The organism is Pseudomonas sp. B15(2017) (assembly GCF_002113215.1).
In the GTDB taxonomy this organism is placed as follows: Bacteria; Pseudomonadota; Gammaproteobacteria; order Pseudomonadales; family Pseudomonadaceae; genus Aquipseudomonas.
Genome location: NZ_NEJZ01000009.1, coordinates 124,997 through 149,800 on the forward strand (window position 1 = coordinate 124,997; position 24,804 = coordinate 149,800).

The following is a 24,804-nucleotide window of genomic DNA, read 5'->3' on the forward strand; positions in this document are numbered from 1 at the left end:
ATACTGCGCGCTGTTTTTTCGGGGATGGATCGCATGACCAAGGGTTGGATGAAGAGCGCTGGATTGATGGCCTTGCTGCTGGCCGCTGCATCGGCGGCACTTGCGGCATCGGCGCCGCCATTGAGCGAGGTGAAAGTCATCAAGGTTCAGTCGTTGTCCTGCGGGCTCGAAGACATTACCGATGGCCAGGTGCAGACCCGTTGCGATCACAGCGCGCCGGGCATCAAGGTCTATGTGCTGGAAATCGGCTACGGCCAGAGCCAGCCTCAGGCAGCGCTGGACGGTTTCGAAGTGAACGGCACCCGGAGCCCGGTCTGTGCTTTTGATAACGGCAACCTGACCGAATGTACGCCAGGTGCGAAAACCGTCGGTTCGCTGTACACCTTCGATCTGGCAGCCCGTCAGGAAGGCACCTTTACCTTCAGCAACACGTCGATCAACGCCCCGCGCAACACGATGTCGACCCAGCTTTACATCAAGTAACGGCTGTCGCCGACCAAGGCAGGGCAAAGCTGACTACGCTTTAAAGATCACCCAGCGGATGGCGCCCATGACCTTTAGAGCCCTGATTACCCTCGCCGAGGGCATCGATGATCTGCAATGCGTAACCCTGATCGACGTGCTGCGCCGCGCTGGCGTCGAAGTGGTGGCGGCCAGCATCGAGGGCCGGCGCATGCTGACCTGTGCCCGAGGCACGCGCCTGACTGCCGACGGCATGCTCATTGATGTGCTGGCCCAGACCTTCGACCTGATCGTCCTGCCCGGTGGCGCGGTCGGCGCACAACACCTTGCCGCCCACCAGCCCTTGCAACAATTGCTCAAGGATCAAGCCAGCGCCGGACGCCTGTTCGCCGCGATCGCCGAAGCCCCGGCGATCGCGCTGCAAAGCTTCGGTGTATTGCGTCAACGCCGCATGACCTGCCTGCCCGCCACCAGCCATAACCTCTCCGGTTGCACGTTTGTCGATCAACCGGTGGTGGTCGACGGCAATTGCATCACCGCCCAGGGTTCCGGCGCAGCACTGGCGTTCGCCCTGACACTGGTCGAGCAACTGGCGGGCAAGGCCGTCAGAGCGAAGGTGGCGGGGGAGTTATTGGCCTGAGAGCGTCAGGCGTGAGCAGCGATTGGTTGAATGGCTGGCTGCTCACGGTGCTCGGCTTGCCAAAGGTCGTAATCGGTTTGAACGCCTAGCCACATACGAGCCTTGCCAATCCCCGCGCGTTCCAGACGGACGGCCAGATCCGGGCTGATCGGCGCATGCCCGTGCAGGACACGAGAAAGGTGGGGACGAGCGAATCCAAGATGCCGAGCCAATTCGGTGACGCTGATACCAAGCTCCGGCAATACATCCATCAGCAGTGTTTCACCGGGGTGTGGCGGGTTGTGCATGGGCATGAGCCTGCCTCCTGTCAGTGGTAATCCAGATAATCAACCAGTTCGATATCCGACCCTGCAAATCGAAAGATAACCCGCCAGTTCCCGGACACACTGAGTGACCAGTATTCGCAAAGCTCCCCTTTCAGTGGATGCAGACGCCAACCGGGAAGATCCAGATCCCCCGGAACGGCGGCCCGATCCATGAACTGCAGCATGCGCGACAGCCGTTTAGCGTGATCGGCACGAATCCCGCGAGTCGAACCGGTTTCATAGAAGCCGCGAAGGCCTTTGTGCTGAAAGGATTTGATCATGAAGCGAGTGTAAGGCGATACATTACACTCAATGCGGTATCTATGTACCGCATCTTTTCGAGCTGATTATGCTTGGCGGGTTTATTCCGCAGGTGGCAGCGGTGCAGCTAAGCCTTCACCTCTTCCACCGGCACATGCATTCGGTCGCGGTTGGCCAGGGTCGGGAACAGTTTGATCCAGGTCCCGGTTACCACCAGCGTACCGATCCCGCCCATCACCACTGCCGGTACGGTGCCGAACCAGTGGGCGGTGAGGCCGGATTCGAATTCGCCCAGTTGGTTCGAGGCACCGATGAACAGGCCGTTCACGGCGCTGACCCGGCCGCGCATTTCATCCGGGGTTTCCAGTTGCACGAACGAGGCGCGGATCACCATGCTGATCATGTCCGCCGCGCCGAGCACCACCAGCACCGTCAACGAGAACCAGAACGAAGTCGACAGACCGAACGCGATGGTGGCGACACCGAATACGCCGACGGCAGTGAACATCACCCGACCGACGTTGCGTTCAACGGCAAACCGCGCCAGAAACAACGACATCATCAACGCCCCGACCGCCGGCGCCGAGCGCAGCAATCCCAATCCCCACGGCCCGGTCAGCAGAATGTCCTTGGCGAACACCGGCAACAGGGCCGTTGCACCGCCGAGCAGCACCGCGAACAGGTCCAGCGAAATCGCCCCGAGAATGTCCGGGCGGCTGCGAATGAAGCGAATCCCCGCCAGCAACGAATCCAGTGTCGCCTTGCCTTTGTTCAGCGGTGTTTGCCGCGCGGGCAGGTTGAGCATCAAGGTACACGCGATGACGTACAGAACGACGGTGGGGCCATAGACCCAAACGCTGCCGAAGGCATAAAGCAGACCGCCAAGCGCCGGGGCGACGATGGTGGCCGATTGCTGCGCCGACTGCGCGGCGGCGACGGCCCGTGGGAACAGCGTGCCGGGCACGATGCTCGGCAGCAGCGCCTGGGTGGTCGGCATTTCGAAGGAGCGCGCGGCGCCCAGCAGGAACGCCAGGATAAAGATCATTTCCCGGGTGACATGGTCGGTGGCGCTGCCGATGGCCAGTGCCAGAGCGATCAAGGCTTGCAACGACTGACAGATCGCCGCGACCTTGCGCCGGTCGTAGCGATCGGCAACGTGGCCGGTGTGCAGCATGAACAATACACGTGGAGCGAATTCCACCAGCCCGACCAGACCCAGATCGAGCACGTTGCCGGTCAGTTGATAGAGGTTCCAGCCGATCGCCACGGTGAGCATTTGAAAACCGCTGGCGGTGAAGATCCGGGCAAACCAGAAAGCAAGAAAGGGACGGTGGTGACGTAACAGCAAGGGCTCTTGGCTGGGCATTTGCGGGCCGGTCTTGATCGAGGGGAATCGCGAGATTATCACCAGTCTGTAACAGGAAGTTGCTATGACAGAAAATTTAGTTAGCCAGACATCGATTTTTCCGAGAGTACGTGGCCAAGGATGTTTCGCGGCGTTGCCAGGGCTGTGAGGCAACTTGTCACGCGGCAAAAGACCACGCGGTTCTCCGTCGGAAATGGGACTACTCTTTCAACGTTGATTGATCCAGATCAAGACCCTTCGTGGAGATGATCGCGGACCCGTCGGCAGACTCCCTGCGTCGCGATGCCTGTAAAAAGAAGAACGAATCCGAGTTCGCCGCACTCCATACCCGTGGGGGCAGTGGTTCAAGGCCGCCAGTCCTGGAACCGTTATCTGATAGAGGAAAGCTTATGTTCGGTTTAGAGGCCCTGGATCTCGCCCGAATTCAGTTCGCGTTCACCATCTCGTTCCACATCCTGTTCCCGGCGATCACGATCGGTCTTGCGAGCTATCTCGCGGTGCTGGAAGGCCTGTGGCTGAAAACCCGCAACGACACCTACCGTGACCTCTACCATTTCTGGTCGAAGATCTTTGCCGTCAACTTCGGCATGGGCGTGGTCTCGGGCCTGGTCATGGCCTACCAGTTCGGCACCAACTGGAGCCGCTTCTCGGACTTCGCAGGTTCCGTTACCGGGCCGTTGCTGACGTATGAAGTGCTCACGGCGTTCTTCCTCGAGGCCGGTTTCCTCGGCGTGATGCTGTTCGGCTGGAACAAGGTCGGGCGCGGCCTGCACTTTTTCTCCACGGTGATGGTGGCCATCGGCACGTTGATTTCGACCTTCTGGATTCTCGCTTCCAACAGCTGGATGCAGACCCCGCAGGGCTTCGAGATCGTCAACGGGCAGGTCATTCCAACCGACTGGCTGGCAATCGTTTTCAACCCTTCGTTCCCGTATCGCCTGATGCACATGGCGACTGCCGCGTTCGTCGCCACGGCGTTCTTCGTCGGCTCCTCGGCGGCCTGGCACCTGTTGCGCGGCAAGGACAACCCGGCGATTCGCACCATGTTGTCGATGGCGATGTGGATGGCGTTGATCGTTGCGCCGATCCAGGCGGTCATCGGTGACTTCCACGGCCTCAACACCCTTAAGCACCAGCCGGCGAAAATCGCTGCGATCGAAGGCCACTGGGAAAACGTCGGCAACGAGGCGACGCCGCTGATCCTGTTCGGCTGGCCGGACATGAAGGAAGAGAAAACCAAATACGCGGTCGAGATCCCGTACCTCGGCAGCCTGATTCTGACCCACTCGCTGGACAAGCAGGTGCCGGCGCTCAAGGAATTCCCCCCTGAAGACCGGCCGAATTCGACCATCGTGTTCTGGTCGTTCCGGATCATGGTCGGCCTCGGTTTCCTGATGATCTTCACCGGCCTCTGGAGCCTGTGGCTGCGCAAGCGCGACACGCTCTACACGTCGCGGCCGTTCCTGTACCTGGCGTTGTGGATGGGGCCGTCCGGCCTGATCGCGATCCTGGCGGGCTGGTTCACCACTGAAATCGGTCGTCAGCCGTGGGTGGTCTACGGGCTGATGCGCACGGCGGATGCGTCCTCCAACCACAGCTTCATGCAGATGAGCATCACGCTGATCATGTTCGTGGTGGTGTATTTCGCGCTGTTCGGTGCGGGGCTGGGCTACATGATGCGCCTCGTGCGCAAAGGACCGAAAACCGACGAAGGCAAGGAAACCAACGAAGGTGGCCCTGGCCAGAAACGCACGCCGGCCCGTCCGTTGTCCGCTGCCGACGACGATGGCGCCGAACACGACCGCAGCCTGACCAAGGAGATTTGAGTCATGGGTATTGATCTTCCGCTGATCTGGGCCGTGATCATCATCTTCGGGATCATGATGTACGTGGTGATGGACGGTTTCGACCTGGGGATCGGGATTCTCTTCCCGTTCATCCCCGGCAAGACCGACCGGGACGTAATGATGAACACCGTCGCCCCGGTATGGGACGGCAATGAAACCTGGCTGGTACTGGGCGGCGCGGCGTTGTTCGGCGCGTTCCCGCTGGCCTATTCGGTGGTGCTGTCGGCGCTGTACCTGCCGCTGATCTTCATGCTGATCGGGCTGATTTTCCGCGGCGTGGCGTTCGAGTTCCGTTTCAAGGCCAAGGACGACAAGCGTCATTTGTGGGACAAGGCATTCATCGGTGGTTCGGTGGCGGCGACGTTCTTCCAGGGCGTGGCGCTGGGCGCGTTCATCGATGGCTTGCCCGTGGTCAACCGGCAATACGCCGGCGGCTCACTGGACTGGCTGACGCCGTTCACGCTGTTCTGCGGCGCCGCGCTGGTGGTGGCGTACGCGTTGCTCGGTTGCACCTGGCTCATCATGAAGACCGAAGGCAAGCTGCAGGAACAGATGCATGACCTGGCGCGTCCGCTGGCCTTCGTGCTGTTGGCGGTAATTGGCATCGTCAGTCTGTGGACGCCGCTGGCCCACCCGGAAATTGCGACGCGCTGGTTCAGCATGCCGAACCTGTTCTGGTTCATGCCGGTGCCGATTCTGGTGCTGGTGACGATGTACGGTCTGATTCGCGCGGTGGCACGCAATGCCAACTACATGCCGTTCCTGCTGACCCTGGTGCTGATCTTCCTCGGCTACAGCGGTCTGGGCATCAGCCTGTGGCCGAACATCGTGCCGCCGTCGATCTCGATCTGGGACGCCGCCGCACCGCCGCAAAGCCAGGGATTCATGCTGGTGGGCACGCTGTTCATCATCCCGTTCATCCTGGGTTACACCTTCTGGAGCTACTACGTGTTCCGCGGCAAGGTCACCCACGAAGACGGTTATCACTAGGCGTGATCACGATGGCGCCGAGAGCGGCGCCATCTCCCCTCAACCGGAGGATGCAAGCATGACCGGCAAACATTCCCTGCACGACATTGAAGAAGCCGAAAAAAAGCCGCTGTGGCAGCGGCTTGGCTGGTTGGCCATGATTTGGGTCGGCAGCGTCGGCGCATTGTTCATCGTCGCCAGCCTGATGCGCATGTTCATGAATGCAGCAGGCCTGACCACGCACTGAGACTTCCCATCCCGTTGCCTTGCGGCACGGATTCTTGACCCTCCGACCGGAGGGTTTTTTTTGCCCGGATTATTTGCGCGCCTTGAGAATCACGAACTTTGGTGTGGCCGCGACTTGCTCGACGCCCCGGAACAGCCGCGCCAGTTTGTTGTGATAACCCAAATGACGGTTGCCGACGATGTACAGCGCACCGCCAACCACCAGCGCTTCGCGGGCCTGCTGGAACATGCGCCAGGCGAGGAAGTCGCCAACCACCTGTTGCTGATGGAATGGCGGGTTGCACAGTACTACGTCCAGCGATTGTGCTTGCTGCCCGGCCAGACCGTCGCCGGCGCGCACGATCACTTCACGGTCGCCCAGCGCCGCACGCCAGTTTTCGGCGGCGGATTGCACGGCCATGAACGATTCGTCCACCAGCGTGTAATGCGCCTCGGGGTTTTGCAGGGCGCTGGCGATGGCCAGTACGCCGTTGCCGCAGCCTAGGTCGGCAACTCGTGCCGAGCCGAGGTTTTTTGGCAGATGCGGAAGGAAGGCGCGGGTGCCGATGTCCAGCCCTTCACGGCAGAACACGTTGGCGTGGTTGAGCAGTTCGATGGCCGGCTCGTCGAGGCGATAACGGGTCGGGTAGGGCGAGACGGCGGGTGCCTTGGCCTCGGGCGTGGCAATCAGCAAGCGCGCCTTCTTCACTGCCAGCGAAGCCTGGACCGGCCCGATGTAGCGCTCCAGAAGATCACCGGCGGCGCGGGGCAAATGCTTGACCATCGCCGCTGCTACCACTTGCGCACCGGGTGCCAATTGGCCTTGCAGGCGAATCAATTGCTCTTCCAGCAGCGCCAGGGTTTTCGGTACGCGGATCAGTACCCGGTCGAACGGCCCGACCAATGGTTCGCTGGCGGGAACGCCTCGGAGAGCATCAAACACCTGGCCATTGCGCAGCAGGTTTTTTTCCAGCCCCTGAAACGCCAGGAACGAATCACCGCTGGTGCTGATCTGCACTTTGCCTGCGAGGCTGATGGCCAGCGCGCCGAAACTGTCGTTGAGCACCAATACTCGGGTATCCGCCGGCAGATTCTGTTCGGCCAGATGATTGAGCAGGTATTCGTCAGCCGCATCGAAAGCTTGCAGCGGTTCGTTCTGCTGTTCGGGCTGGCGGATCAGATCAAGCTGGGCGAAGGGCGTATCGAGCAAAGGCATGGGGCGGGGACTCTGGGTAATCGAGGGGTGTCCCGCGGCTCAGGGTATCGTGCGGCGGAACCGACCGAGTGGACAGCGGCGCGAAAGACCTGCGACATCACTCAGGAAGGCTGCAAATGGTACGTTTTTTTTGTTGGTAATACTCGTCTGATTTCAGGGCGGTGTTCGAGATTGATCTAGAGATATCCGGCCTTGGCGGCGGCGATGACGGCTGAAATCTTGTTGCAGGTATTGAACTTGATGATCAGGTTTTTGATGTGATAGTTCACGGTTCGTTCGGCTACATTCAGAATCTGGCCGATTTCCCAGGCGGTCTTGCCCAAGGCACACAGCCTGACGATCTCGATCTCGCGTATGGACAATCGCACGGGTGGTGGTTTGGCCGGCATTGGCGGGAGGGCAGTGACGAACAACTCACTCAAATGCTGCAAGACGTATTGCAACACTCCGTATTCGTTGTACAACTCAAGGGCATAAATTTCGCAATGGGTTCTTGCCAGGCTGATTGTGCAGCACACGCCATGTTCTTCGTTGTGATACGACTGCGACCAGCCATGTCCCATTCCATGATTTTGAAGCGCGCTCCACATGAGGGGTGCCTTTGAGAACGCTTTTCTGCTCCAGAGAAATGGCAACATAGACTGATAGCAATATGCTGTTATTGGATCATCAATGCTGTAAATTTCTTCGTATTCTGCGTTCCATTCAGGCGTGAAGTTATTGATGCAAAACGGTTTAAAAGATTGAGAGGCAGGCCGCGATATTGTAATGCCACAAAACTGGAAGCCAATATTGTTGGCAAAATTTTTCAAAATCGGGAAAGCATTCTCGATTTCCTTCGCGCGCGTCATTTGTTCAATCTGAAATTCCTTCCACCTTTCCATTTTGGCTCTTCTCCAAAAAACGCTGGGGTGCTGGTTGTTGGATCCAATTTATTCAGCACGGATTGGAGTGTAGGACGCTTCCTACGTAGCCGTTTAGTTTTTTTTGTTCTTGGGCGGGGTGTCTAATTGGAATATCTAAAAAATATCTATATGTCAGAAATCATTTAATCATCTTTGATTTTTGAGTTAATTAGATTTTTTAGAGCAGTGACACTATTGCATGCCATTACAAACTGTCAGTGTTTCAATATTGATTAATGCGTGACAATCGGGTCCTTGTTGATGGAGTGACCCAATGACAGCCAGCAGCGAAAAATACAGCCGTCAGACATTGCTCGATGTTCAACCGCTGACCCCGAACCTGTTTACCCTTCGTACCACGCGGGATGTCGGTTTCCGTTTCCGCGCCGGGCAATTCGCGCGGATCGGAGTCACTCGTGAGGACGGCAGCACGGTGTGGCGCGCCTACTCGATGGTGTCTTCGCCTTACGACGAGTTTCTTGAATTTTTCTCCATCGTGGTACCAGGCGGCGAATTCACCAGCGAACTGAGCCGGCTGAAGGCGGGCGACAGCTTGCTGATCGAGCGCCAGGCCTTTGGATATCTGACGCTGGATCGCTTCATTGATGGCCGCGATTTCTGGTTGTTATCCACAGGAACGGGGGTGGCGCCGTTTCTGTCGATCCTTCAGGACTTTGAGGTGTGGGAGAAGTTTGAACGAATCATCCTGGTCTACAGCGTGCGAGAAGCTCGGGAACTGGCCTATCAGCAGCTGATTGCCGAGCTGACGCAGCGCGACTATCTGACTGAATATGCTCATAAATTCCAGTTTATTCCGGTGGTCACCCGTGAACCGTATGCCGGCGCTCTCAACGGGCGCATCACCACGCTGATCGAAAATGGCGAGCTGGAGAGGATGGCAGGCGTCGAGCTGACGCCGGCGCATTCGCGAGTCATGCTCTGCGGTAATCCACAGATGATCGATGACACCCGGGCCTTGCTCAAGCAACGCGGCATGGCCTTGAGCCTGACTCGGCGACCGGGGCAGGTAGCGGTGGAAAACTACTGGTAAGAAAACGGCGCCCTCAGGCGCCGTTTCAGTCTTCAAGGCCGGTTGTTCCGGGCCTTCAGCAGATCGCGGATCTCGCCCAGCAGTTCTTCTTCCTTGGTCGGTACCGGCGGCAAGGTAGGCGCCACGGCTTCTTCGCGCTTCAAGCGATTGATGACTTTGACGCCCATGAAAATCGCGAAGGCGACGATCACGAAATCAAGAACGCTCTGGATGAATTTACCGTAAGCCAGCACCACCGCAGGGGCACTGCCCTCGGCGGCTTTCAGCGTAATAGCCAGGTCACTGAAATCCACCCCGCCGATCAGCAGGCCGATTGGCGGCATGATTACATCGCCGACGAACGACGAAACGATCTTGCCAAAGGCTGCGCCGATGATGATACCAACGGCCATGTCGACCACATTGCCTTTGACCGCGAAGGCCTTGAACTCGCTGAGCACGCCCATAGTTATTTCCTTGTTACAGATGAGTTTGGTGTACGCAGTGTAAATCAGCATAACGCGTCCTGCGCGTAACACCTTCTTACAAAGCCCGTTTTTATCGACACATCAATTCTCGATTAGTTTGCAAAGTGCCACCAATCGCGCGCGGAATACGCTGCAAGCGGCTGATCCTGAAGAAAAAACGTTCAATCACGGCGTAGCGATCTTTCTCAGGTGTGGCGAACCGAGCTCCTGGCCTGTGTCTGGCGCACCTGGATGCGCCTCAAAAACAAAGGAATCTGAAGTAATTCCACACTTTATTCAGGGGTTTATTCCGCGCAGCGTTGGTGTATTGGTCGCCAGCTTATTGACCTTTTCCGTGAACGCTACACCGCTGCCCGTGACAACGGTCCGGCGGTCGGCGACTTCTTCTCCCATGTACCGAAACCACCCGCACATTGATCCAGTTGTATTCCAACTCAGGGGCACCAGCCCGTTATCGGGAGGTGGACGGGAACAGTGTGCATGCCTACAGATTGGTCAATAACAAAGGTGATTTGCACTATTTGAAGTTTCACTGGAAAAGTTTGCAGGGCATCCGCAACAAGTTGTGCAAGTTGAGGGCCGGAATTACAGAAGTGTGACTGACAATTGGTAACAAATATTTACAAGGAAAACTTTAAAATAGAACTTGTACATTCAAGTTTTGAATTCGCAAGATTTGTCCAAGTTTGATTTCGATTCTCTTGAGTTGGTCGAGTGACGGCGAGATCTTTCAATTTCCGGCAATTGACCGGCAGCACCGTCGCGCGTCTGGCCGGCGGAGAAATCTGTCCCGATGCGCCGCGCTGATGGGTGATGGCTGCGTTATCATCGCGGTTTTTGCCGGGGGTTCAGATGGCCAAGGCCAAGCGCATGTACGGCTGCACCGAGTGCGGCGCAACCTTTCCCAAGTGGGCCGGGCAGTGCGGCGAATGCGGCGCCTGGAATACCCTGACCGAAACCATGGTCGAGAGCGGCGGTGCCGCCGCTCCGAGCGGGCGCACCGGCTGGGCCGGGCAGCAGGCCCAGATCAAGACCCTGGCCGAAGTCAGCATCGAAGAAATTCCACGTTTTTCCACAGCCTCCGGCGAACTCGACCGAGTGCTCGGCGGTGGCCTGGTGGACGGTTCGGTGGTACTGATCGGCGGTGATCCTGGCATCGGCAAATCGACGATTCTGTTACAGACCCTGTGCAACCTCGCCAAGAACATGCCGGCGCTGTATGTCACTGGCGAAGAATCCCAACAACAGGTTGCCATGCGCGCCCGTCGCCTGGGCCTGCCCCAGGATCAATTGCGGGTCATGACCGAAACCTGCATCGAAACCATCATCGCCACCGCCCGCCAGGAAAAGCCCAAGGTGATGGTGATCGACTCGATCCAGACGATCTTCACCGAACAACTGCAATCGGCACCGGGTGGCGTGTCCCAGGTGCGCGAAAGTGCGGCACTGCTGGTGCGGTACGCCAAGCAAAGCGGTACGGCGATTTTCCTGGTCGGCCACGTGACCAAGGAAGGCGCGCTCGCAGGGCCGCGCGTTCTGGAGCATATGGTCGACACCGTGCTGTATTTCGAAGGCGAATCCGACGGTCGGTTGCGTTTGCTGCGGGCGGTGAAAAACCGTTTCGGCGCGGTCAATGAACTCGGCGTATTCGGCATGACCGACAAGGGCCTGAAAGAAGTCTCCAACCCTTCGGCGATTTTTCTCACACGTGCTCAGGAAGAAGTCCCGGGCAGCGTGGTCATGGCGACGTGGGAAGGCACCCGGCCGATGCTGGTGGAGGTCCAGGCGCTGGTGGATGACAGTCACTTGGCCAACCCGCGTCGAGTCACCCTGGGTCTGGACCAGAATCGTCTGGCGATGTTGTTGGCTGTTCTGCATCGTCATGGCGGCATTCCGACCCACGATCAGGACGTGTTCCTCAACGTGGTCGGCGGGGTGAAAGTACTGGAAACCGCCTCCGACCTGGCGTTGATGGCCGCCGTCATGTCGAGCCTGCGTAATCGTCCGCTGCCCCACGACTTGCTGGTGTTCGGTGAAGTCGGTCTGTCCGGCGAAGTGCGCCCGGTGCCGAGCGGTCAGGAGCGTCTGAAGGAGGCCGCCAAGCACGGCTTCAAGCGCGCGATCGTGCCAAAGGGCAACGCGCCGAAGGAAGCGCCGGCAGGGTTGCAGATCATAGCGGTGACGCGGCTGGAGCAGGCGCTGGACTCGTTGTTCGAGTAATCAGAGTTCCATCAACGCGCCAAGCTCCCGTTCGAGCTCGGCCTCATCCCCGAGGTTGAGTTCGATCAGGCGTCGCAGGCGCTGGATCGATTCCAGGCTGATGTGCCGGCACTGGAAACCCAGTTGGCCATGATCGTCGTGCGCCAGTTGCACATCCATCTGAATGTCGATGTCGTTGCTCAAATGAATGTCGACGTTAAAGTCCTGCGTTTCATCCCCCAGCCACGGTTCCGGTTTTTCGATCAATAGGCCCTTGAGCGACAGGTCGATCAATTTCACCGGCCAGATGTACTCGCCCTGGCTCAATTCGGTCTTGGCATCGAACGCAATACGTTTGAAGCGGCGACGCTCGCTCATGGCGCAATCCTCTTGAAAGTACGCTGACTATAGACCCGCCTCATCGAGCGCTGCCAGTACGGCGGGGCGTCAGACCAATGTCGGGGTATGGCCTTTGCCGCCAGTAGCGCTAAACTCGGGGTGGCTGTCTTTCTTGTCCACCCTGGCTGGAATAATAAAATGAAAAATAATAATAGCCTGCTACGCCACTTACCCTGGCTGCTGCTGGCAATCGTAGGAGCGTGCGCCCTGGGCGTAGTGGCATTGCGCCGAGGCGAGGCGATCAACGCCTTGTGGATTGTGGTCGCCGCCGTGGCCATCTATCTGGTTGCGTATCGTTACTACAGTCTGTTCATCGCTAACAATGTGATGCAACTCGATCCGCGTCGGGCCACCCCCGCCGTGCTCAACAATGACGGTCTGGACTACGTTCCGACCAACAAACACATTCTCTTCGGTCACCACTTTGCGGCCATCGCCGGCGCGGGGCCGCTGGTCGGCCCGGTACTGGCGGCGCAGATGGGCTATCTGCCCGGTACGCTGTGGCTGATCGCCGGCGTGGTGCTGGCGGGCGCGGTGCAGGACTTCATGGTCCTGTTCATGTCCACCCGTCGCAACGGCCGTTCCCTGGGCGACATGGTGCGTGAAGAAATGGGCCGCATCCCCGGCACCATCGCCCTGTTCGGCTGCTTCCTGATCATGATCATCATCCTCGCGGTGCTGGCGCTGATCGTGGTGAAAGCCTTGGCGGAGAGCCCGTGGGGCATCTTCACCGTAATGGCGACCATCCCTATCGCGATGTTCATGGGCATCTACATGCGCTACATCCGTCCGGGCCGCATCGGCGAGATTTCGGTCATCGGCGTTTTGCTGCTGCTCGGTTCTATCTGGCTGGGCGGGCAGATTGCCGCCGATCCGGTCTGGGCCAAGGCCTTCAGCTTCACCGGCGTGCAAATCACCTGGATGCTGATCGGTTATGGCTTCGTCGCCGCCGTTCTTCCGGTGTGGCTGATCCTTGCCCCGCGTGACTACCTCTCCACCTTCCTCAAGATCGGTACCATCGTCGCCCTGGCGATCGGCATCCTGGTGACCATGCCCGAGCTGAAAATGCCGGCCCTGACCCAGTTCGTCGACGGCACCGGCCCGGTATGGAAGGGCGGCCTGTTCCCGTTCCTGTTCATCACCATCGCGTGCGGTGCGGTATCGGGTTTCCACGCGCTGATCTCGTCCGGCACCACGCCGAAGCTGCTGGATAACGAAACCAACGCCCGTTACATCGGTTACGGCGGCATGCTGATGGAATCGTTCGTGGCCATCATGGCCATGGTCGCGGCCTCGGTGATCGAGCCAGGCGTGTACTTTGCCATGAACAGCCCGGCTGCCGTGGTCGGCGGTGATGTGGTGGCTGTAGCGACTGCAGTCAGCAACTGGGGCTTCGCGATTACCCCGGATGCCCTGCAAGCCGTAGCGCATGACATCGGCGAAACCACCATTCTGGCCCGTGCCGGTGGTGCGCCGACCCTGGCGGTCGGTATCGCGCAGATCCTGCACAGTGTCCTGCCGGGTGAAAACACCATGGCGTTCTGGTACCACTTCGCGATCCTGTTCGAAGCGCTGTTCATCCTGACCGCTGTCGATGCCGGTACCCGCGCCGGTCGCTTCATGCTGCAGGACCTGCTCGGTTCCTTCGTACCCGCACTGAAACGTACCGAATCCTGGACTGCCAACCTGATCGCCACCGCCGGTTGTGTGGCGATGTGGGGCTGGTTGCTGTATCAGGGGGTGATCGATCCGCTGGGTGGTATCAACACCCTGTGGCCGCTGTTCGGTATCTCCAATCAGATGCTGGCCGGTATCGCGCTGATGCTCGGCACCGTGGTTCTGATCAAGATGAAGCGCCAGCGCTACATCTGGGTCACCCTGCTGCCGGCCACCTGGCTGCTGATCTGCACCACGACGGCGGGCTTCATCAAGCTGTTCGACGCCAACCCGGCGATCGGCTTCCTGTCGCTGGCCAAGAAGTACAACGATGCGCTGGCCGCAGGCCAGGTGCTCGCACCAGCCAAGAGCGTCGAGCAGATGCAGCACGTGATCTTCAACGCCTACACCAACGCAACACTGACCGCGCTGTTCCTGTTCGTGGTATTCAGCATCCTGTTCTATGCGCTCAAGGTCGGCATCGCCGCCTGGGGCAAAAAAGAGCGTACGGACAAAGAATCGCCATTCCAGGCCCTGCCGGACGCGTAACCAGAGGATTGCAGCATGTTCAATGACCTGAGTCGCCTCGGTAAATACCTCGGTCAGGCCGCGCGCCTGATGGTCGGCATGCCCGACTACGACACCTACGTCGAGCATATGCAGACCAAACACCCGGACAAGCCGGTGATGAGCTACGAGATGTTCTTTCGTGAACGTCAGGAAGCCCGTTACGGTGGCAAGGGTGGGCCGAAGTGCTGTTGATCTGACAGCCTTCGGTTGATGTAGTCCCCAACTGTGGGAGCGGGCTTGCCCGCGAAAGCGGTGTGTCATTGAGCAATGATGTCGACTGACACGACCCCTTCGCGAGCAAGCCCGCTCCCACATTTGTTTTGTGTTGTTCATCAATTTTGTGAAGGGGATCGATGTTGTCTTCTCCAATACCTGTAACGGTGCTCAGCGGTTTCCTCGGCGCCGGCAAGACCACCTTGCTGCGCCACCTGTTGAAAGCCGAGCACGGCCTGAAAATCGCCGTGATCGAAAACGAATTCAGCGACGCCGGCATCGACGCCCAATTGCTCGGCGACGAGCCGGTGCAAGTCATGACGCTGGCCAACGGCTGCGTCTGCTGCACCATTCACACCGATCTGACCAAGGCCCTGTACCTGCTGCTCGAACGGCTGGACAGCGGCGAAATCGCTTTCGATCGCCTGGTCATTGAATGCACCGGCCTGGCTGACCCGGCGCCAGTGGCGCAGACCTTTTTCATCGACGAAGAATTGCGCGAGCGCTATTTGCTCGACGGCATCATCACTCTCGTCGACGCAGCTCATGCCGAGTTGCACCTGACCCAGACCATCGCCCAGGCGCAGATCGGTTTTGCCGACCGCTTGCTGGTGAGCAAGACCGATCTGGTGGACGAGGCAGCGTTCACTGCGCTCAGCGAACGCCTGACCCGCATCAACCGTCGTGCGCCGATTCGCGTGGTCGAACACGGCAACATCGATCTGGCTGAATTGCTCGATGTGCGCGGTTTCAATCTGAATGCCGATCTCGGCGGCGGGGTGAGTCTGCGGCCGGTGAGCAAGGCGCCGTCCATCGACCGGATTTCCAGTCTGGTGCTGCGTACCGATCAGCCGCTGGATATCGATCAGCTCAGCGAATTCATGAATGAACTGCTGGAAGAGCACGGCAAGCAATTGCTGCGCTACAAAGGCGTGTTGAACATAGCGGGCGAAGATCGTCGGCTGGTGTTTCAGGGCGTGCTGAAACTCTACGGCTTCGACTGGGACACCGAGTGGGCCGAGGGCGAGGCGCGGGAAAGCGTGATCGTGTTTATCGCCGATGATTTGCCGGAAGAGAAAATCCGCGCGGGGTTTGCCAGGGTGGCGGCAGGCTGAAGGCTGTTCGGTGCCTGTGATGCAGTCATCGCGGGCAATCCCGCTCCCACAGGTCAAGCGGCGGGCACAATGTTTTTGGTCGCCTCAAACCCTGTTGGAGCTGGCTTGCCAGCGATGGCGGTTCAACCGGCAACACAATGTTCGAGGGATGAGCCTAGTAAGGTCTGCTCAAGATGATCCAGATGTCGATTCATCAACCTGTCGGCTTTGGAAAGATCTCTGCGCTCCACCGCCTCAACCAACGCCAGATGTTCCTCCCACGCGCAACATCTGTGCGTCTGCTTACCGCATCGCGCAATCGCCAGTGAGGTCAGCGGCACCAGTGTGCCGAGAAAATGCGCCAGCGGTGCATTCCCGGCCATCTTCGCCAGTTGCAAATGGAACTCCCCGGACAGACGAATCGCCGCACCGCGTCGATCTTTATCCACAGCCTGGCGCTCACGCTCGATCAGGGCGCGCAGGCGTTTCAGGTCTTCAGCCTGCGCATGCTGACAAGCCAATCGCACCAGCGTGTTTTCAGTCAGACGCCGGGCGTGCAGCGCCTGACGTGTCTGCTCGGCGTCCGGCGCGGCCACTCGCGGTCGATGGTTGGCCCGCAGCACGATGATCTGTTCGTGGGACAACTGGGTCAGCACCCGACGCACATCAGCGCGGCTGACACCGAACATCTGCTTCAGGCTTTCTTCGGTGAAACGGCTGGCGGTATCGAGGCGCTGTTCGAGGATCGCGTCGAGCAGGCGCGGATACAGATCGTCCACCGGCGCGTGCAGGCGGGAGAAGGGCAGGGGCGCCGAGGTCGGGCGAGGGTGCGACGGCGTGGCAAGACTGTTCATGGCCGGTCTCCAGTGTGAGGCGTTTCAGTGGCTCAGGTTGTCATCCGGAATATTCAGCGCGATGCCCATCCGCTGGCCTTCACGCAGGATGTGCCGGCGCATTTCGGCACTGGCCTGTGCGCTGTTCTTGCTGCGGATCGCGCGCACCACGGCTTCGTTTTCTTCAAGGCGTTCGGCCAGGTGCTCCGGTGAATTGCGCAGCACTTCGGCACTTTGCTTGAGGGCGTTGCTGGTCTGTTGCACCACGCTCTGGAAAATCGGGTTCGAGGTCAGGGTGAACAGTTCTTCGTGGAAGGCGATGTAGGCACTGACCCCGGCTTCGCTGTCGCCCGCTTCGAGGGCTTCGCGCATGTCCATCAGGGTCAGGCGCAATTGCCCGACTTCCTTGCTGCTGATCGACTGCGCCACCAGACCGACAATGAACGGTTCAAGGGTGTAGCGCAGTTGCAGCACGTCTTCGAGGCTGGCGCCGGCCACAGCGCTGTCGTGGCTTTGACTGTCACCGGCCTGAGCGTCCAGCACGACCACGCCTTTGCCCGGCATCGAGCGCACCAGGCCGAGGGTTTCCAGCACGATCACTGCTTCGCGCAGGCTCGGGCGGCTGATGCCCAGTTGTTCGGCCAGTTCACGCTGGCCCGGCAGCATCTCGCCGGAGCGCCACTGACCCCGGGCGAGGGCGGCCCGGAGTTTTTCGACCACTGAGTTGACGACGGTTGATGTAGTAATCACGTGTTCGCTCCATGAGCCGTGCCTGCATTGGCGCAGGCACGGCGCTCATTCAGAATTCTTTGGCCGCCGCTTGAGCGACCGTTTTTCTCGGCTGAAAGTTATAGCCCTGCTCGCCGTTGAGCACCTTGTTCGCCCGTTGCACGTCGATGTCCTTTTCCCAGCGGGCGATGGCCACGGTGGCGACGCAGTTGCCGATCAGATTGGTCAGCGCCCGGCCGATACCCATGAACCAGTCCACGGCGAGTACCAGCACCAGACCGACCACCGGAATTGCCGGGATGGCCGTCAGCGTGGCGGCGAGAATCACCAGCGCCGAACCGGGAATGCCGTGGGCGCCTTTGGAGGTAATCAGCGACACCAGCAAAATCGTCAGCAGGTCGGTCATGGCCAGCGGCGTGCCGGTGGCGTTGGCAATGAACACGATGGCCAGGGTCAGGTAGATCGAAAAACCGTCGAGGTTGAACGAGTAACCGGTAGGAATCACCAGCCCGACAGTCGAGCTGCCGATGCCCAGATGTTCAAGCTTGCGCATGATCTGCGGCAGCACGGCGTCGGAGGACGCGGTGCCCATGACGATCAGCAACTCTTCACGCAGGTACTTGAGCAACGGCCACATGCGCAGGCCTGACAGGCGCATCACCAGACCGAGAATCAACGCGACGAAGGCGATGCAGGTCAGGTAGAACAAACCGACCAGACTGCCCAGGTGTTGCAGCGAATCGAGGCCATATTTGCTGGTGGTGAAGGCGATGGCGCCGAACACGCCGATCGGTGCCAGACGTACGATCATGCCCATGATCCGGAAGATCACATGGCTCAGTTCGTTGATCAGCCGCGAGATCCCGGAAGCCGCTTCGCCCACCAGATTCAACGCGCTGCCGAACAGCACCGAAAACAGCAGCACTTGCAGGATGTTGTTATCGGCGAAAGCGCCGAGCACCGAAGTCGGGATCAGGTCCATCAGGAACTGAGTGGTGGTGTGCATGTGCTGGCCGCGCTCGGCGATGTCGCCCATGTCGGCGGCGGAAAGTTGCTCCAGATGGATGTTGGCGCCGCTGCCGATCCCGGTGCTGAAGGCGAACACCAGACCGATCACCAGGGCGATGGTGGTCAGCACTTCGAAGTAGATGACCGACTTGAGGCCGATGCGCCCGACCTTCTTCAGGTCGCCGGCGCCGCTGATGCCACTGACCACCACGCAGAACACGATCAGGCCGATGAGCATCTTGATCAGTTTGATAAAGCCGTCGCCGAGCGGTTTGAGCTGGGCCGAGTATTCAGGGAGGGTCAGCCCGCAGACGATGCCGAGCACCAGTCCGAGAACCACTTGGAGGAAGATTGAACGCGAGCACCATCTGAGCATGGGAGGAATCCTGGTCGGTGTCCTGGCTGCCTTGCGCGGGGCGCATCGGATTCAGGACTTAATTATTGTGGTCTTACCGGTATGTCCAGTGCGGGTGCAGTCTAGGCGCTGTTTTTTGCGGATCGCAAGTGAAAAATGACGAATTGGCATGACCGGTCTGACCAGTTAGGCGCCAGGCCCCGACCTTGAGCCGTTTGGTGTGGAAAACTTTTTCGCAGACGAAAAAAAACCGGCCAGTGATGGCCGGTTTTTCATGCTGCGGGTTTAACGTCGCGATTAAGCGCCGTATACCGGCAGTTTCTTGCAGATGGCTTTGACTTTCTCACGAACGGCGTCGATCACCGCTTCGTTGTTCAGGTCAGCCAGGATGTCGCAGATCCAGCCAGCCAGCTCTTTGCACTCCGCTTCCTTGAAGCCGCGAGTGGTCACAGCCGGAGTACCGAAGCGCAGGCCGGAAGTGACGAACGGGGAGCGTGGGTCGTTTGGCACGGAGTTCTTGTTCACGGTGATGAACGCTTTGCCCAGAGCGGCGTCGGCGTCTTTACCGGAGATTTCCTGCTTGATCAGCGACAGCAGGAACAGGTGGTTTTCAGTACCACCGGAAACCACGTCGAAACCGCGCTCGATGAACACGCCGGCCATGGCCTGGGCGTTTTTCACCACTTGTTGCTGGTAAGCCTTGAACTCAGGCTGCAGTGCTTCCTTGAAGCAGATCGCTTTGGCGGCGATCACGTGCTCCAGCGGGCCACCCTGGGCGCCCGGGAATACCGCGGAGTTCAGCTTCTTCTCGATGTCGGCGTTGGCCTTGGCCAGGATCAGGCCACCACGTGGACCGCGCAGGGTCTTGTGGGTGGTGGTGGTCACGACGTCAGCGAACGGAACCGGGTTCGGGTAGACGCCAGCGGCGACCAGACCGGCCACGTGAGCCATGTCGACGAACAGGTAGGCGCCAACCTTGTCGGCGATGGCGCGGAAGCGCGGGAAGTCCAGAACCTGGGAGTAGGCAGAGAAACCGGCCACGATCATTTTTGGCTTGTGTTCTACAGCCAGGCGTTCGACTTCGTCGTAGTCGATCAGGCCGTTGGCGTCGATGCCGTACTGGATGGCGTTGTACAGCTTGCCGGAGGAGGAAACGCTGGCGCCGTGGGTCAGGTGACCGCCGTGCGCCAGGCTCATGCCCAGGATGGTGTCACCGGCCGACAGCAGGGCCAGGTAAACAGCGGCGTTGGCCTGGGAACCCGCGTGCGGCTGAACGTTGGCGTAGTCGGCGCCGAACAGTTCCTTGGCGCGGTCGATGGCCAGTTGCTCGACAACGTCGACGTACTCGCAACCACCGTAGTAGCGCTTGCCCGGGTAGCCTTCGGCGTATTTGTTGGTCAAAACCGAGCCTTGAGCTTCCATCACCGCTGGGCTGGTGTAGTTCTCCGAAGCGATCAGCTCGATGTGTTCTTCCTGGCGCCGGGCTTCTTGCTCCATGGCGGCAAAAAGATCGGCGTCGTACTTGGCAATAGTCAAATCACGGCTGAACATGGCGGTCCTCAAGGATCGGGGGCAGAAAAGGGGGGCATTCTAACCCAACGGGTTTTGGATGGCATATGAAACGACATCATGTCGCAGACAAGTGGCGTTCATGACCAGATATGTGGCGTCCGTGCCGGCCTTTTCGCTGACCAGCCGGGTCGCACAATAACCGAGGCCGGCCCGCGATTTTGTGATCGACATCAATCCCTGTGGAAGCGAGCTTGCTCGCGAAGATCGCGCCGCTGATCTTCAGTCGAACATGAACAGCGCATCATTGCTGAACTGCGCCTCGAACCGTCCCGCCGGCATCGGCCGTCCGAACAGATAGCCCTGAACCTCGTCGCAGCCATGCTCGCGCAGGAAGTCCAGTTGTTCATGGGTTTCCACACCCTCGGCGATCACCGCCAGATTCAGGCTGTGAGCCATGGCGATGATCGCCCGGGCAATCTGCGCGTCCTGCTCGCCGGACGGCAGTCCGTCGACGAAGGTACGGTCGATCTTCAGCACGTCGATCGGGAATTGCTTGAGGTAGTTCAGCGACGAGTAACCGGTGCCGAAGTCGTCGACCGCGATGCTCAGGCCGAGGTTCTTCAGACCGGCAAGGATCTGCATCGCTTCGCTGACTTCGCGCATCAGGATACTTTCGGTCAGCTCCAGTTCAAGGCACGCCGGCGGCAGGCCGGTTTCCTTGAGAATCGTGGCGATCCGCGTACCGAGCTGGCCGTCGGAGAACTGCCGGGCGGAAATGTTCACCGAGACCTTCGGCACGCGCACGCGGCTCTGGTGCCAGGTCTTGAGCTGGCGGCAGGCCTCGCTGATCACCCAGTCGCCGACGTCCACCACCAGCCCGAGTTCTTCGAGCACCGGAATGAAATCTCCCGGCGGCACCAGCCCGCGACGCGGATGACGCCAGCGCAGCAGGGCTTCGGCACCGGTCAGGCGTTTGCCGTCGCCGCTGAACTGCGGCTGGTAATACAGCACGAATTCGTTTTGCTCGAGGGCGTGGCGCAGATCGCTTTCCAGTTCCAGACGCTCCAGCGCACTGGCGTTCATGTCGGCCTGATAGAACTGGAAGTTGTTCTTGCCGCGCTCCTTGGCGTGATACATCGCGGTGTCGGCGTTCTTCATGAGCTGGCTGAGTTCGTTGCCGTCCTGCGGGCTCAGGGCGATGCCGATACTGGCGGTGACGAAGAACTCGCGACCTTCGAGCACGAACGGCCGAACGAGGCTCGCGAGAATCTGCTCGGCCACGTGGATTGCACGGTTCAGCGCCATCTCGCGGCTGGAGCGATGTTGCAGCAGCAGGGTGAATTCGTCGCCACCCATCCGCGCCACGGTGTCGTCATCGTCGACACAGGCCAGCAACCGTGTCGCCATGTCCTTGAGCATGCGGTCGCCGGCCGCGTGACCCAGGGAGTCGTTGATCGGTTTGAAACGGTCGAGGTCGAGGAACATCAGCACCACCCACGACTTCTGCCGTTCGGCCGATTGCAGCGCGGTGTGCAGCCGATCCTGGAACAGCGTGCGGTTCGGCAGGTGGGTCAGGGCGTCGTAGTAGGCGAGGCGGTGAATCCGCTGCTCGCTGGCCTTGCGCTCGCTGATGTCGCTGAAGAAGCACACGTAACTGGCCAGGTCGCCCTCGTCGTCGAGCACGGCGGTGATGCCCACCCATGCCGGGTAATGCTCGCCGTTGCGGCGCTTGAGCCAGACTTCGCCTTCCCAGGTGCTGTGCTGATGCAACTGCTTGAGCACGTAGCGCAGGTGCGCGTCCTGCTGTTCGTCGACGGTCAGCATGTTCGGCAACTGGTCGAGCACCTCGCTCACCGCGTAACCGCTGACCCGACTGAACGCCTCGTTGGCCTGGACGATATAGCCGGCCGGGTCGGTGATCAGGATCGCCGAGGTCGAGTGCTCGAATACCGTGGCCGCCATGCGCAGGTCTTTTTCGGCACGGCGCTGCTGGCTGATGTCGCGACCGACCCCGAGCACGCCTTCGAACGCACCGTGCTCGTCCCACACCAGCACCAGACGCAGTTCGATCGGGATCTTGCGGCCATCGGCGCGCAGGCAGTCGAACAGGAACAACTGGGTCTGCACCTGGCTACGCAAAATCACCAGTTGCTCGGGTTTGCCCAAGGCTTTGCTGACCCGATCCATCAGGAGATAGATGCCGCTCAATTGCTGCGGGTTAGCGATGGTCGATTGCCAGCCGTTCTGGAAAATCCATTCGGCGTCATAGCCCAGCACCGCCTGCACCGACGGGCTGACGTAATTCAGCGAGAGTTTGCTGTCGGTGGAGAAAATCACGTCGCTGATGCTTTCGGCGAGCATCCGGTAGCGCTGCTCGCTGTCGCGCAACGATTCGCTGGCTTCGATCTGCTCGGTGATGTCCTTGGCCACGCCGATGATCCGCGTGACCTGATCGTGCTTGTCCCGCGCCAGCGCCTGTTCGCGAATGTCGAAACGCCGCCACTTGCCGTCGCGATGACGGAAACGCAGCTGGCATTGCAACAACTGGCTGTAACCGGCGTGACGCTGCATCTGCCGCGAGCGGTGGTAATAGTCGGCGTCTTCCGGGTGCAGGAGGATTTCCCAGAAGTACTCGCCCATCTGATGCAGTTCGGTGCGGTTGTAACCGAGGGTCTGGCCGAGGTGGTGATTGCTGAAAATCATCCGCTGGCTGATCACATCCTGCACGTACAGATGATCCGGCACGGTGCGCACCACGTCCGACCAGAAACCTTCGCGCTCCAGCAGCGACAGCTCGATCAGCTTGCGGCTGGTAATGTCATTGATGCTCAGGATCACGGCTTTGTAATCGTGCTGCTCCTCAGGCAGGCGCAGCACCAGCCACAGGTGCTGGTCGCGGCCATTGATGTCCGGCAGTTTGATTTCCAGTTCCAGCTGCTTTTGCTGCTGAAGCACGGCGTCGAGTACCTGATTGCCGATGGCGCACTGACTGTGCGGCTGGCCGTCGATCAACAGTTGCCAGGCGTGATCGCAAGAATTGACGTTGAGCAATTGCAACGCGACCTGGTTGACCTCGGTGACCCGCAATTCGTGGAGCAATTGCTGGCGCTGCGCCGGCTGGTCGAGCCAGGCCTTGAGCTGGTCGCTGGTCTGGATCTGGGCTTTCTCGAAAACCTGCTTGAGCCCCGAAAGATCGAGCACGCACAACGCCACGCCGGTGCCTTCGAAAATATCCTGATAACGCCGACGCCCTTCATGCACCTGGCGCTGACGGCGACGCATGTTGAGCAATGCGATAAACGGCAGCAGCGAGAGCGCCAGGCCCAACAGGCATTTGCCGATGAACGCCGGCAGCAGTTGTTCGAGCACATGCTGGCGGTCGAACAGGCCACGCAGTTGCCAGTCGCTGCTGCTCAGCGGCACGGTCAGCACGCTGTTGGCCAGATCGTCCGGGGTCAGGGTGCTGGTCTTGGTGGACGGCAGGGCTTTGTCACGGCTGATGATCTGATGATTGACGCGGTTTTCCACCAGCCACAACGGGCGGATACCGCTGTCGCCCTGTTTGGTCAGCGCGTCGAAGAAGGTCGGCGTCAGGCGCAGCGCCCAGTAACCGCGCGTGCTGCCGCTGGCCTGATGCAGTAACAGATGCACTACCGAACCGTCGTCGGCGTTACTGAAATAATGGGCTTGAGCGCGGCTGCGGCGCACCAGATCGCTTAGGTAATCTGCGTCGTGGCTGTCGGTGGCACTGTCGCTGAGGATTTTTCCGGACGGGGTGAGCAGCGCGAGGCTGCGCAGGTCGGGCAACGATTGCTGAAGCTTGCGCAGCAGCGCCTGCTGTTCGTCGGCCGACTGGGGCTGTTCGACGATCGGTAGCAGATTGAGGGCGATCTGCGCGTTCAGCGCCATGTTCAGGCTGACCTGAGCGGCGAGGTCGGCGGTGTAGTCGATGGTGTACTGGCGCTGGTTTTTCTGGGTTTCGTGCAGTTGATCGAGCAACTGCCAGAACAGCAGCGCCAGCAGCATCAGCACCAGTGTCGCCAGCGCGCCTTTCAATGTTCCGCGCAGGGGCGAGCCGGGCGCCGGTTGGGTGCTGCTCACAGAGGCTGGCGGAGTGACGTTGGACAAACTGTAATCCTGCGGTCTGGCTGGACTGGCGCGACGTGCACTATAAGCCGGACGCCCAAGGGGCGGCTAGCATGCCTTGAGTTGTGGCGAAGTGCCAGCCCCACTCGGCTGGACTGCCTTCTGTCATTAAGGTAGCTTTGCCGGTTACGCGGGAGCCCAGACACTGTTAAAACTACTGCGCTCGGAAATACTGCGTTGAAAACAGGCTCGGACTGCTCATTTACAACCCGTAAACTCCGCGTCCTCGCCTGTTTCCGCCTTGTCTTTCCTTCGCTCGTTACGTTTTAACAGCGTCTGGCCCAGCTCCTAGACTCAGACTTTTTCCGCGCGCACGCATTGATGGCCATCAAGTGGTCAAGTGAACGACGCGCATCGGTCTGGCCGGGCATCGCCT

The 24,804-nt window shown here is 59.7% G+C and carries 22 protein-coding genes and 1 pseudogene; 11 read left to right on the plus strand and 12 right to left on the minus strand.

The window, feature by feature from the left end:
• Positions 1-33: 33 nt before the first annotated feature.
• A complete protein-coding gene (locus CAF73_RS15160) occupies positions 34-483 on the plus strand; it encodes a DUF4879 domain-containing protein (RefSeq protein WP_085703146.1) in 450 nt (149 codons plus the stop codon).
• A gap of 67 nt (positions 484-550) precedes the next feature.
• Complete coding sequence (locus tag CAF73_RS15165) at positions 551-1,102, plus strand: DJ-1 family glyoxalase III (RefSeq protein WP_085703196.1); 552 nt, start codon at positions 551-553, stop codon at positions 1,100-1,102.
• Positions 1,103-1,107: 5 nt separating this feature from the next.
• Here CAF73_RS15165 and CAF73_RS15170 read toward each other — a convergent pair whose 3' ends face one another.
• From CAF73_RS15170 to CAF73_RS15180, 3 genes are all read right to left on the minus strand, one after another.
• The gene (locus CAF73_RS15170) at positions 1,108-1,395 is read right to left on the minus strand and encodes a HigA family addiction module antitoxin (protein ID WP_045121630.1); all 288 of its coding nucleotides are present in this window, start codon (positions 1,393-1,395) and stop codon (positions 1,108-1,110) included.
• A gap of 14 nt (positions 1,396-1,409) precedes the next feature.
• Positions 1,410-1,688: a type II toxin-antitoxin system RelE/ParE family toxin gene (locus CAF73_RS15175; protein ID WP_085697557.1), complete on the minus strand. Its 279-nt coding sequence runs from the start codon at positions 1,686-1,688 to the stop codon at positions 1,410-1,412.
• Between the two features lie 107 nt (positions 1,689-1,795).
• Entirely contained in the window at positions 1,796-3,034 is a 1,239-nt protein-coding gene (locus CAF73_RS15180) for an MFS transporter (RefSeq protein ID WP_085703147.1), read from the minus strand.
• Between the two features lie 389 nt (positions 3,035-3,423).
• On the opposite strand from CAF73_RS15180, the gene CAF73_RS15185 reads away from it, so the two are divergent.
• The 3 genes from CAF73_RS15185 to CAF73_RS15195 are packed head-to-tail and all read left to right on the plus strand — an operon-like array spanning position 3,424 to position 6,097.
• The gene (locus CAF73_RS15185) at positions 3,424-4,860 is read left to right on the plus strand and encodes a cytochrome ubiquinol oxidase subunit I (protein WP_085697555.1); all 1,437 of its coding nucleotides are present in this window, start codon (positions 3,424-3,426) and stop codon (positions 4,858-4,860) included.
• 3 nt (positions 4,861-4,863) lie between these two features.
• On the plus strand, positions 4,864-5,871 hold the full coding sequence (gene cydB / locus CAF73_RS15190) for a cytochrome d ubiquinol oxidase subunit II (RefSeq protein WP_085697554.1): 1,008 nt from the start codon (positions 4,864-4,866) through the stop codon (positions 5,869-5,871).
• Between the two features lie 58 nt (positions 5,872-5,929).
• Complete coding sequence (locus CAF73_RS15195; RefSeq protein WP_007950992.1) at positions 5,930-6,097, plus strand: DUF2474 domain-containing protein; 168 nt, start codon at positions 5,930-5,932, stop codon at positions 6,095-6,097.
• Positions 6,098-6,166: 69 nt separating this feature from the next.
• Here CAF73_RS15195 and CAF73_RS15200 read toward each other — a convergent pair whose 3' ends face one another.
• Entirely contained in the window at positions 6,167-7,291 is a 1,125-nt protein-coding gene (locus tag CAF73_RS15200; protein WP_085703148.1) for a class I SAM-dependent methyltransferase, read from the minus strand.
• Positions 7,292-7,467: 176 nt separating this feature from the next.
• Positions 7,468-8,175: an autoinducer binding domain-containing protein gene (locus CAF73_RS15205; protein WP_085703149.1), complete on the minus strand. Its 708-nt coding sequence runs from the start codon at positions 8,173-8,175 to the stop codon at positions 7,468-7,470.
• 295 nt (positions 8,176-8,470) lie between these two features.
• On the opposite strand from CAF73_RS15205, the gene CAF73_RS15210 reads away from it, so the two are divergent.
• A complete protein-coding gene (locus tag CAF73_RS15210) occupies positions 8,471-9,247 on the plus strand; it encodes a ferredoxin--NADP reductase (RefSeq protein WP_085703150.1) in 777 nt (258 codons plus the stop codon).
• A gap of 32 nt (positions 9,248-9,279) precedes the next feature.
• Here the strand turns inward: CAF73_RS15210 and mscL are convergent, their stop codons facing one another.
• Positions 9,280-9,693 carry a large-conductance mechanosensitive channel protein MscL gene (gene mscL, locus CAF73_RS15215; protein WP_085703151.1) on the minus strand — a complete coding sequence of 138 codons (414 nt, stop codon included), beginning with the start codon at positions 9,691-9,693 and terminating at the stop codon, positions 9,280-9,282.
• Between the two features lie 399 nt (positions 9,694-10,092).
• On the opposite strand from mscL, the pseudogene CAF73_RS15220 reads away from it, so the two are divergent.
• Both CAF73_RS15220 and radA read left to right on the plus strand, forming a co-directional pair.
• Positions 10,093-10,420 (plus strand): annotated as a pseudogene (locus CAF73_RS15220) (catalase); the annotation flags it as partial.
• Positions 10,421-10,566: 146 nt separating this feature from the next.
• A complete protein-coding gene (radA, locus tag CAF73_RS15225) occupies positions 10,567-11,934 on the plus strand; it encodes a DNA repair protein RadA (protein ID WP_085689697.1) in 1,368 nt (455 codons plus the stop codon).
• On the opposite strand, the gene CAF73_RS15230 is transcribed toward radA, so the two are convergent.
• Positions 11,935-12,291 (minus strand): PilZ domain-containing protein, encoded by a 357-nt coding sequence (locus CAF73_RS15230; RefSeq protein WP_085697549.1) that lies wholly within the window; start codon positions 12,289-12,291, stop codon positions 11,935-11,937.
• Between the two features lie 159 nt (positions 12,292-12,450).
• Between CAF73_RS15230 and CAF73_RS15235 the strand changes: the two genes are divergently transcribed.
• The 3 genes from CAF73_RS15235 to yjiA all read left to right on the plus strand — a co-directional run bounded on the left by CAF73_RS15235 (position 12,451) and on the right by yjiA (position 15,866).
• Positions 12,451-14,517: a carbon starvation CstA family protein gene (locus CAF73_RS15235; protein ID WP_085697548.1), complete on the plus strand. Its 2,067-nt coding sequence runs from the start codon at positions 12,451-12,453 to the stop codon at positions 14,515-14,517.
• A 15-nt stretch (positions 14,518-14,532) separates the two neighbouring features.
• Positions 14,533-14,730, plus strand: a complete 198-nt coding sequence (locus CAF73_RS15240; RefSeq protein ID WP_003228401.1) for a YbdD/YjiX family protein — start codon at positions 14,533-14,535, stop codon at positions 14,728-14,730.
• Positions 14,731-14,891: 161 nt separating this feature from the next.
• Positions 14,892-15,866, plus strand: a complete 975-nt coding sequence (yjiA, locus tag CAF73_RS15245; protein WP_176247737.1) for a GTPase — start codon at positions 14,892-14,894, stop codon at positions 15,864-15,866.
• A 122-nt stretch (positions 15,867-15,988) separates the two neighbouring features.
• On the opposite strand, the gene CAF73_RS15250 is transcribed toward yjiA, so the two are convergent.
• The 5 genes from CAF73_RS15250 to morA form a co-directional block, all read right to left on the minus strand.
• The gene (locus CAF73_RS15250) at positions 15,989-16,699 is read right to left on the minus strand and encodes a GntR family transcriptional regulator (protein ID WP_085703152.1); all 711 of its coding nucleotides are present in this window, start codon (positions 16,697-16,699) and stop codon (positions 15,989-15,991) included.
• Positions 16,700-16,723: 24 nt separating this feature from the next.
• Entirely contained in the window at positions 16,724-17,428 is a 705-nt protein-coding gene (locus tag CAF73_RS15255) for a FadR/GntR family transcriptional regulator (RefSeq protein WP_085697546.1), read from the minus strand.
• 49 nt (positions 17,429-17,477) lie between these two features.
• Positions 17,478-18,791 carry a C4-dicarboxylate transporter DctA gene (locus CAF73_RS15260; protein ID WP_085608708.1) on the minus strand — a complete coding sequence of 438 codons (1,314 nt, stop codon included), beginning with the start codon at positions 18,789-18,791 and terminating at the stop codon, positions 17,478-17,480.
• A gap of 276 nt (positions 18,792-19,067) precedes the next feature.
• Positions 19,068-20,321, minus strand: a complete 1,254-nt coding sequence (glyA, locus tag CAF73_RS15265; RefSeq protein WP_085697545.1) for a serine hydroxymethyltransferase — start codon at positions 20,319-20,321, stop codon at positions 19,068-19,070.
• A 240-nt stretch (positions 20,322-20,561) separates the two neighbouring features.
• Positions 20,562-24,410: a cyclic di-GMP receptor MorA gene (gene morA, locus CAF73_RS15270; protein ID WP_085697544.1), complete on the minus strand. Its 3,849-nt coding sequence runs from the start codon at positions 24,408-24,410 to the stop codon at positions 20,562-20,564.
• Positions 24,411-24,804: the final 394 nt, after the last annotated feature.

Coding starts and splice junctions, on each gene's coding strand:
- CAF73_RS15175 (WP_085697557.1), bottom strand. CDS start 1,688: ATGATCAAATCCTTTCAGCACAAAGGCCTTCGCGGCTTCTATGAAACC.
- yjiA (WP_176247737.1), top strand. CDS start 14,892: ATGTTGTCTTCTCCAATACCTGTAACGGTGCTCAGCGGTTTCCTCGGC.
- CAF73_RS15195 (WP_007950992.1), top strand. CDS start 5,930: ATGACCGGCAAACATTCCCTGCACGACATTGAAGAAGCCGAAAAAAAG.
- radA (WP_085689697.1), top strand. CDS start 10,567: ATGGCCAAGGCCAAGCGCATGTACGGCTGCACCGAGTGCGGCGCAACC.
- CAF73_RS15210 (WP_085703150.1), top strand. CDS start 8,471: ATGACAGCCAGCAGCGAAAAATACAGCCGTCAGACATTGCTCGATGTT.
- CAF73_RS15160 (WP_085703146.1), top strand. CDS start 34: ATGACCAAGGGTTGGATGAAGAGCGCTGGATTGATGGCCTTGCTGCTG.
- CAF73_RS15165 (WP_085703196.1), top strand. CDS start 551: ATGACCTTTAGAGCCCTGATTACCCTCGCCGAGGGCATCGATGATCTG.
- CAF73_RS15185 (WP_085697555.1), top strand. CDS start 3,424: ATGTTCGGTTTAGAGGCCCTGGATCTCGCCCGAATTCAGTTCGCGTTC.
- mscL (WP_085703151.1), bottom strand. CDS start 9,693: ATGGGCGTGCTCAGCGAGTTCAAGGCCTTCGCGGTCAAAGGCAATGTG.
- CAF73_RS15260 (WP_085608708.1), bottom strand. CDS start 18,791: ATGCTCAGATGGTGCTCGCGTTCAATCTTCCTCCAAGTGGTTCTCGGA.
- glyA (WP_085697545.1), bottom strand. CDS start 20,321: ATGTTCAGCCGTGATTTGACTATTGCCAAGTACGACGCCGATCTTTTT.
- cydB (WP_085697554.1), top strand. CDS start 4,864: ATGGGTATTGATCTTCCGCTGATCTGGGCCGTGATCATCATCTTCGGG.
- CAF73_RS15240 (WP_003228401.1), top strand. CDS start 14,533: ATGTTCAATGACCTGAGTCGCCTCGGTAAATACCTCGGTCAGGCCGCG.
- CAF73_RS15205 (WP_085703149.1), bottom strand. CDS start 8,175: ATGGAAAGGTGGAAGGAATTTCAGATTGAACAAATGACGCGCGCGAAG.
- CAF73_RS15200 (WP_085703148.1), bottom strand. CDS start 7,291: ATGCCTTTGCTCGATACGCCCTTCGCCCAGCTTGATCTGATCCGCCAG.
- CAF73_RS15250 (WP_085703152.1), bottom strand. CDS start 16,699: ATGAACAGTCTTGCCACGCCGTCGCACCCTCGCCCGACCTCGGCGCCC.
- CAF73_RS15170 (WP_045121630.1), bottom strand. CDS start 1,395: ATGCCCATGCACAACCCGCCACACCCCGGTGAAACACTGCTGATGGAT.
- CAF73_RS15230 (WP_085697549.1), bottom strand. CDS start 12,291: ATGAGCGAGCGTCGCCGCTTCAAACGTATTGCGTTCGATGCCAAGACC.
- CAF73_RS15180 (WP_085703147.1), bottom strand. CDS start 3,034: ATGCCCAGCCAAGAGCCCTTGCTGTTACGTCACCACCGTCCCTTTCTT.
- CAF73_RS15235 (WP_085697548.1), top strand. CDS start 12,451: ATGAAAAATAATAATAGCCTGCTACGCCACTTACCCTGGCTGCTGCTG.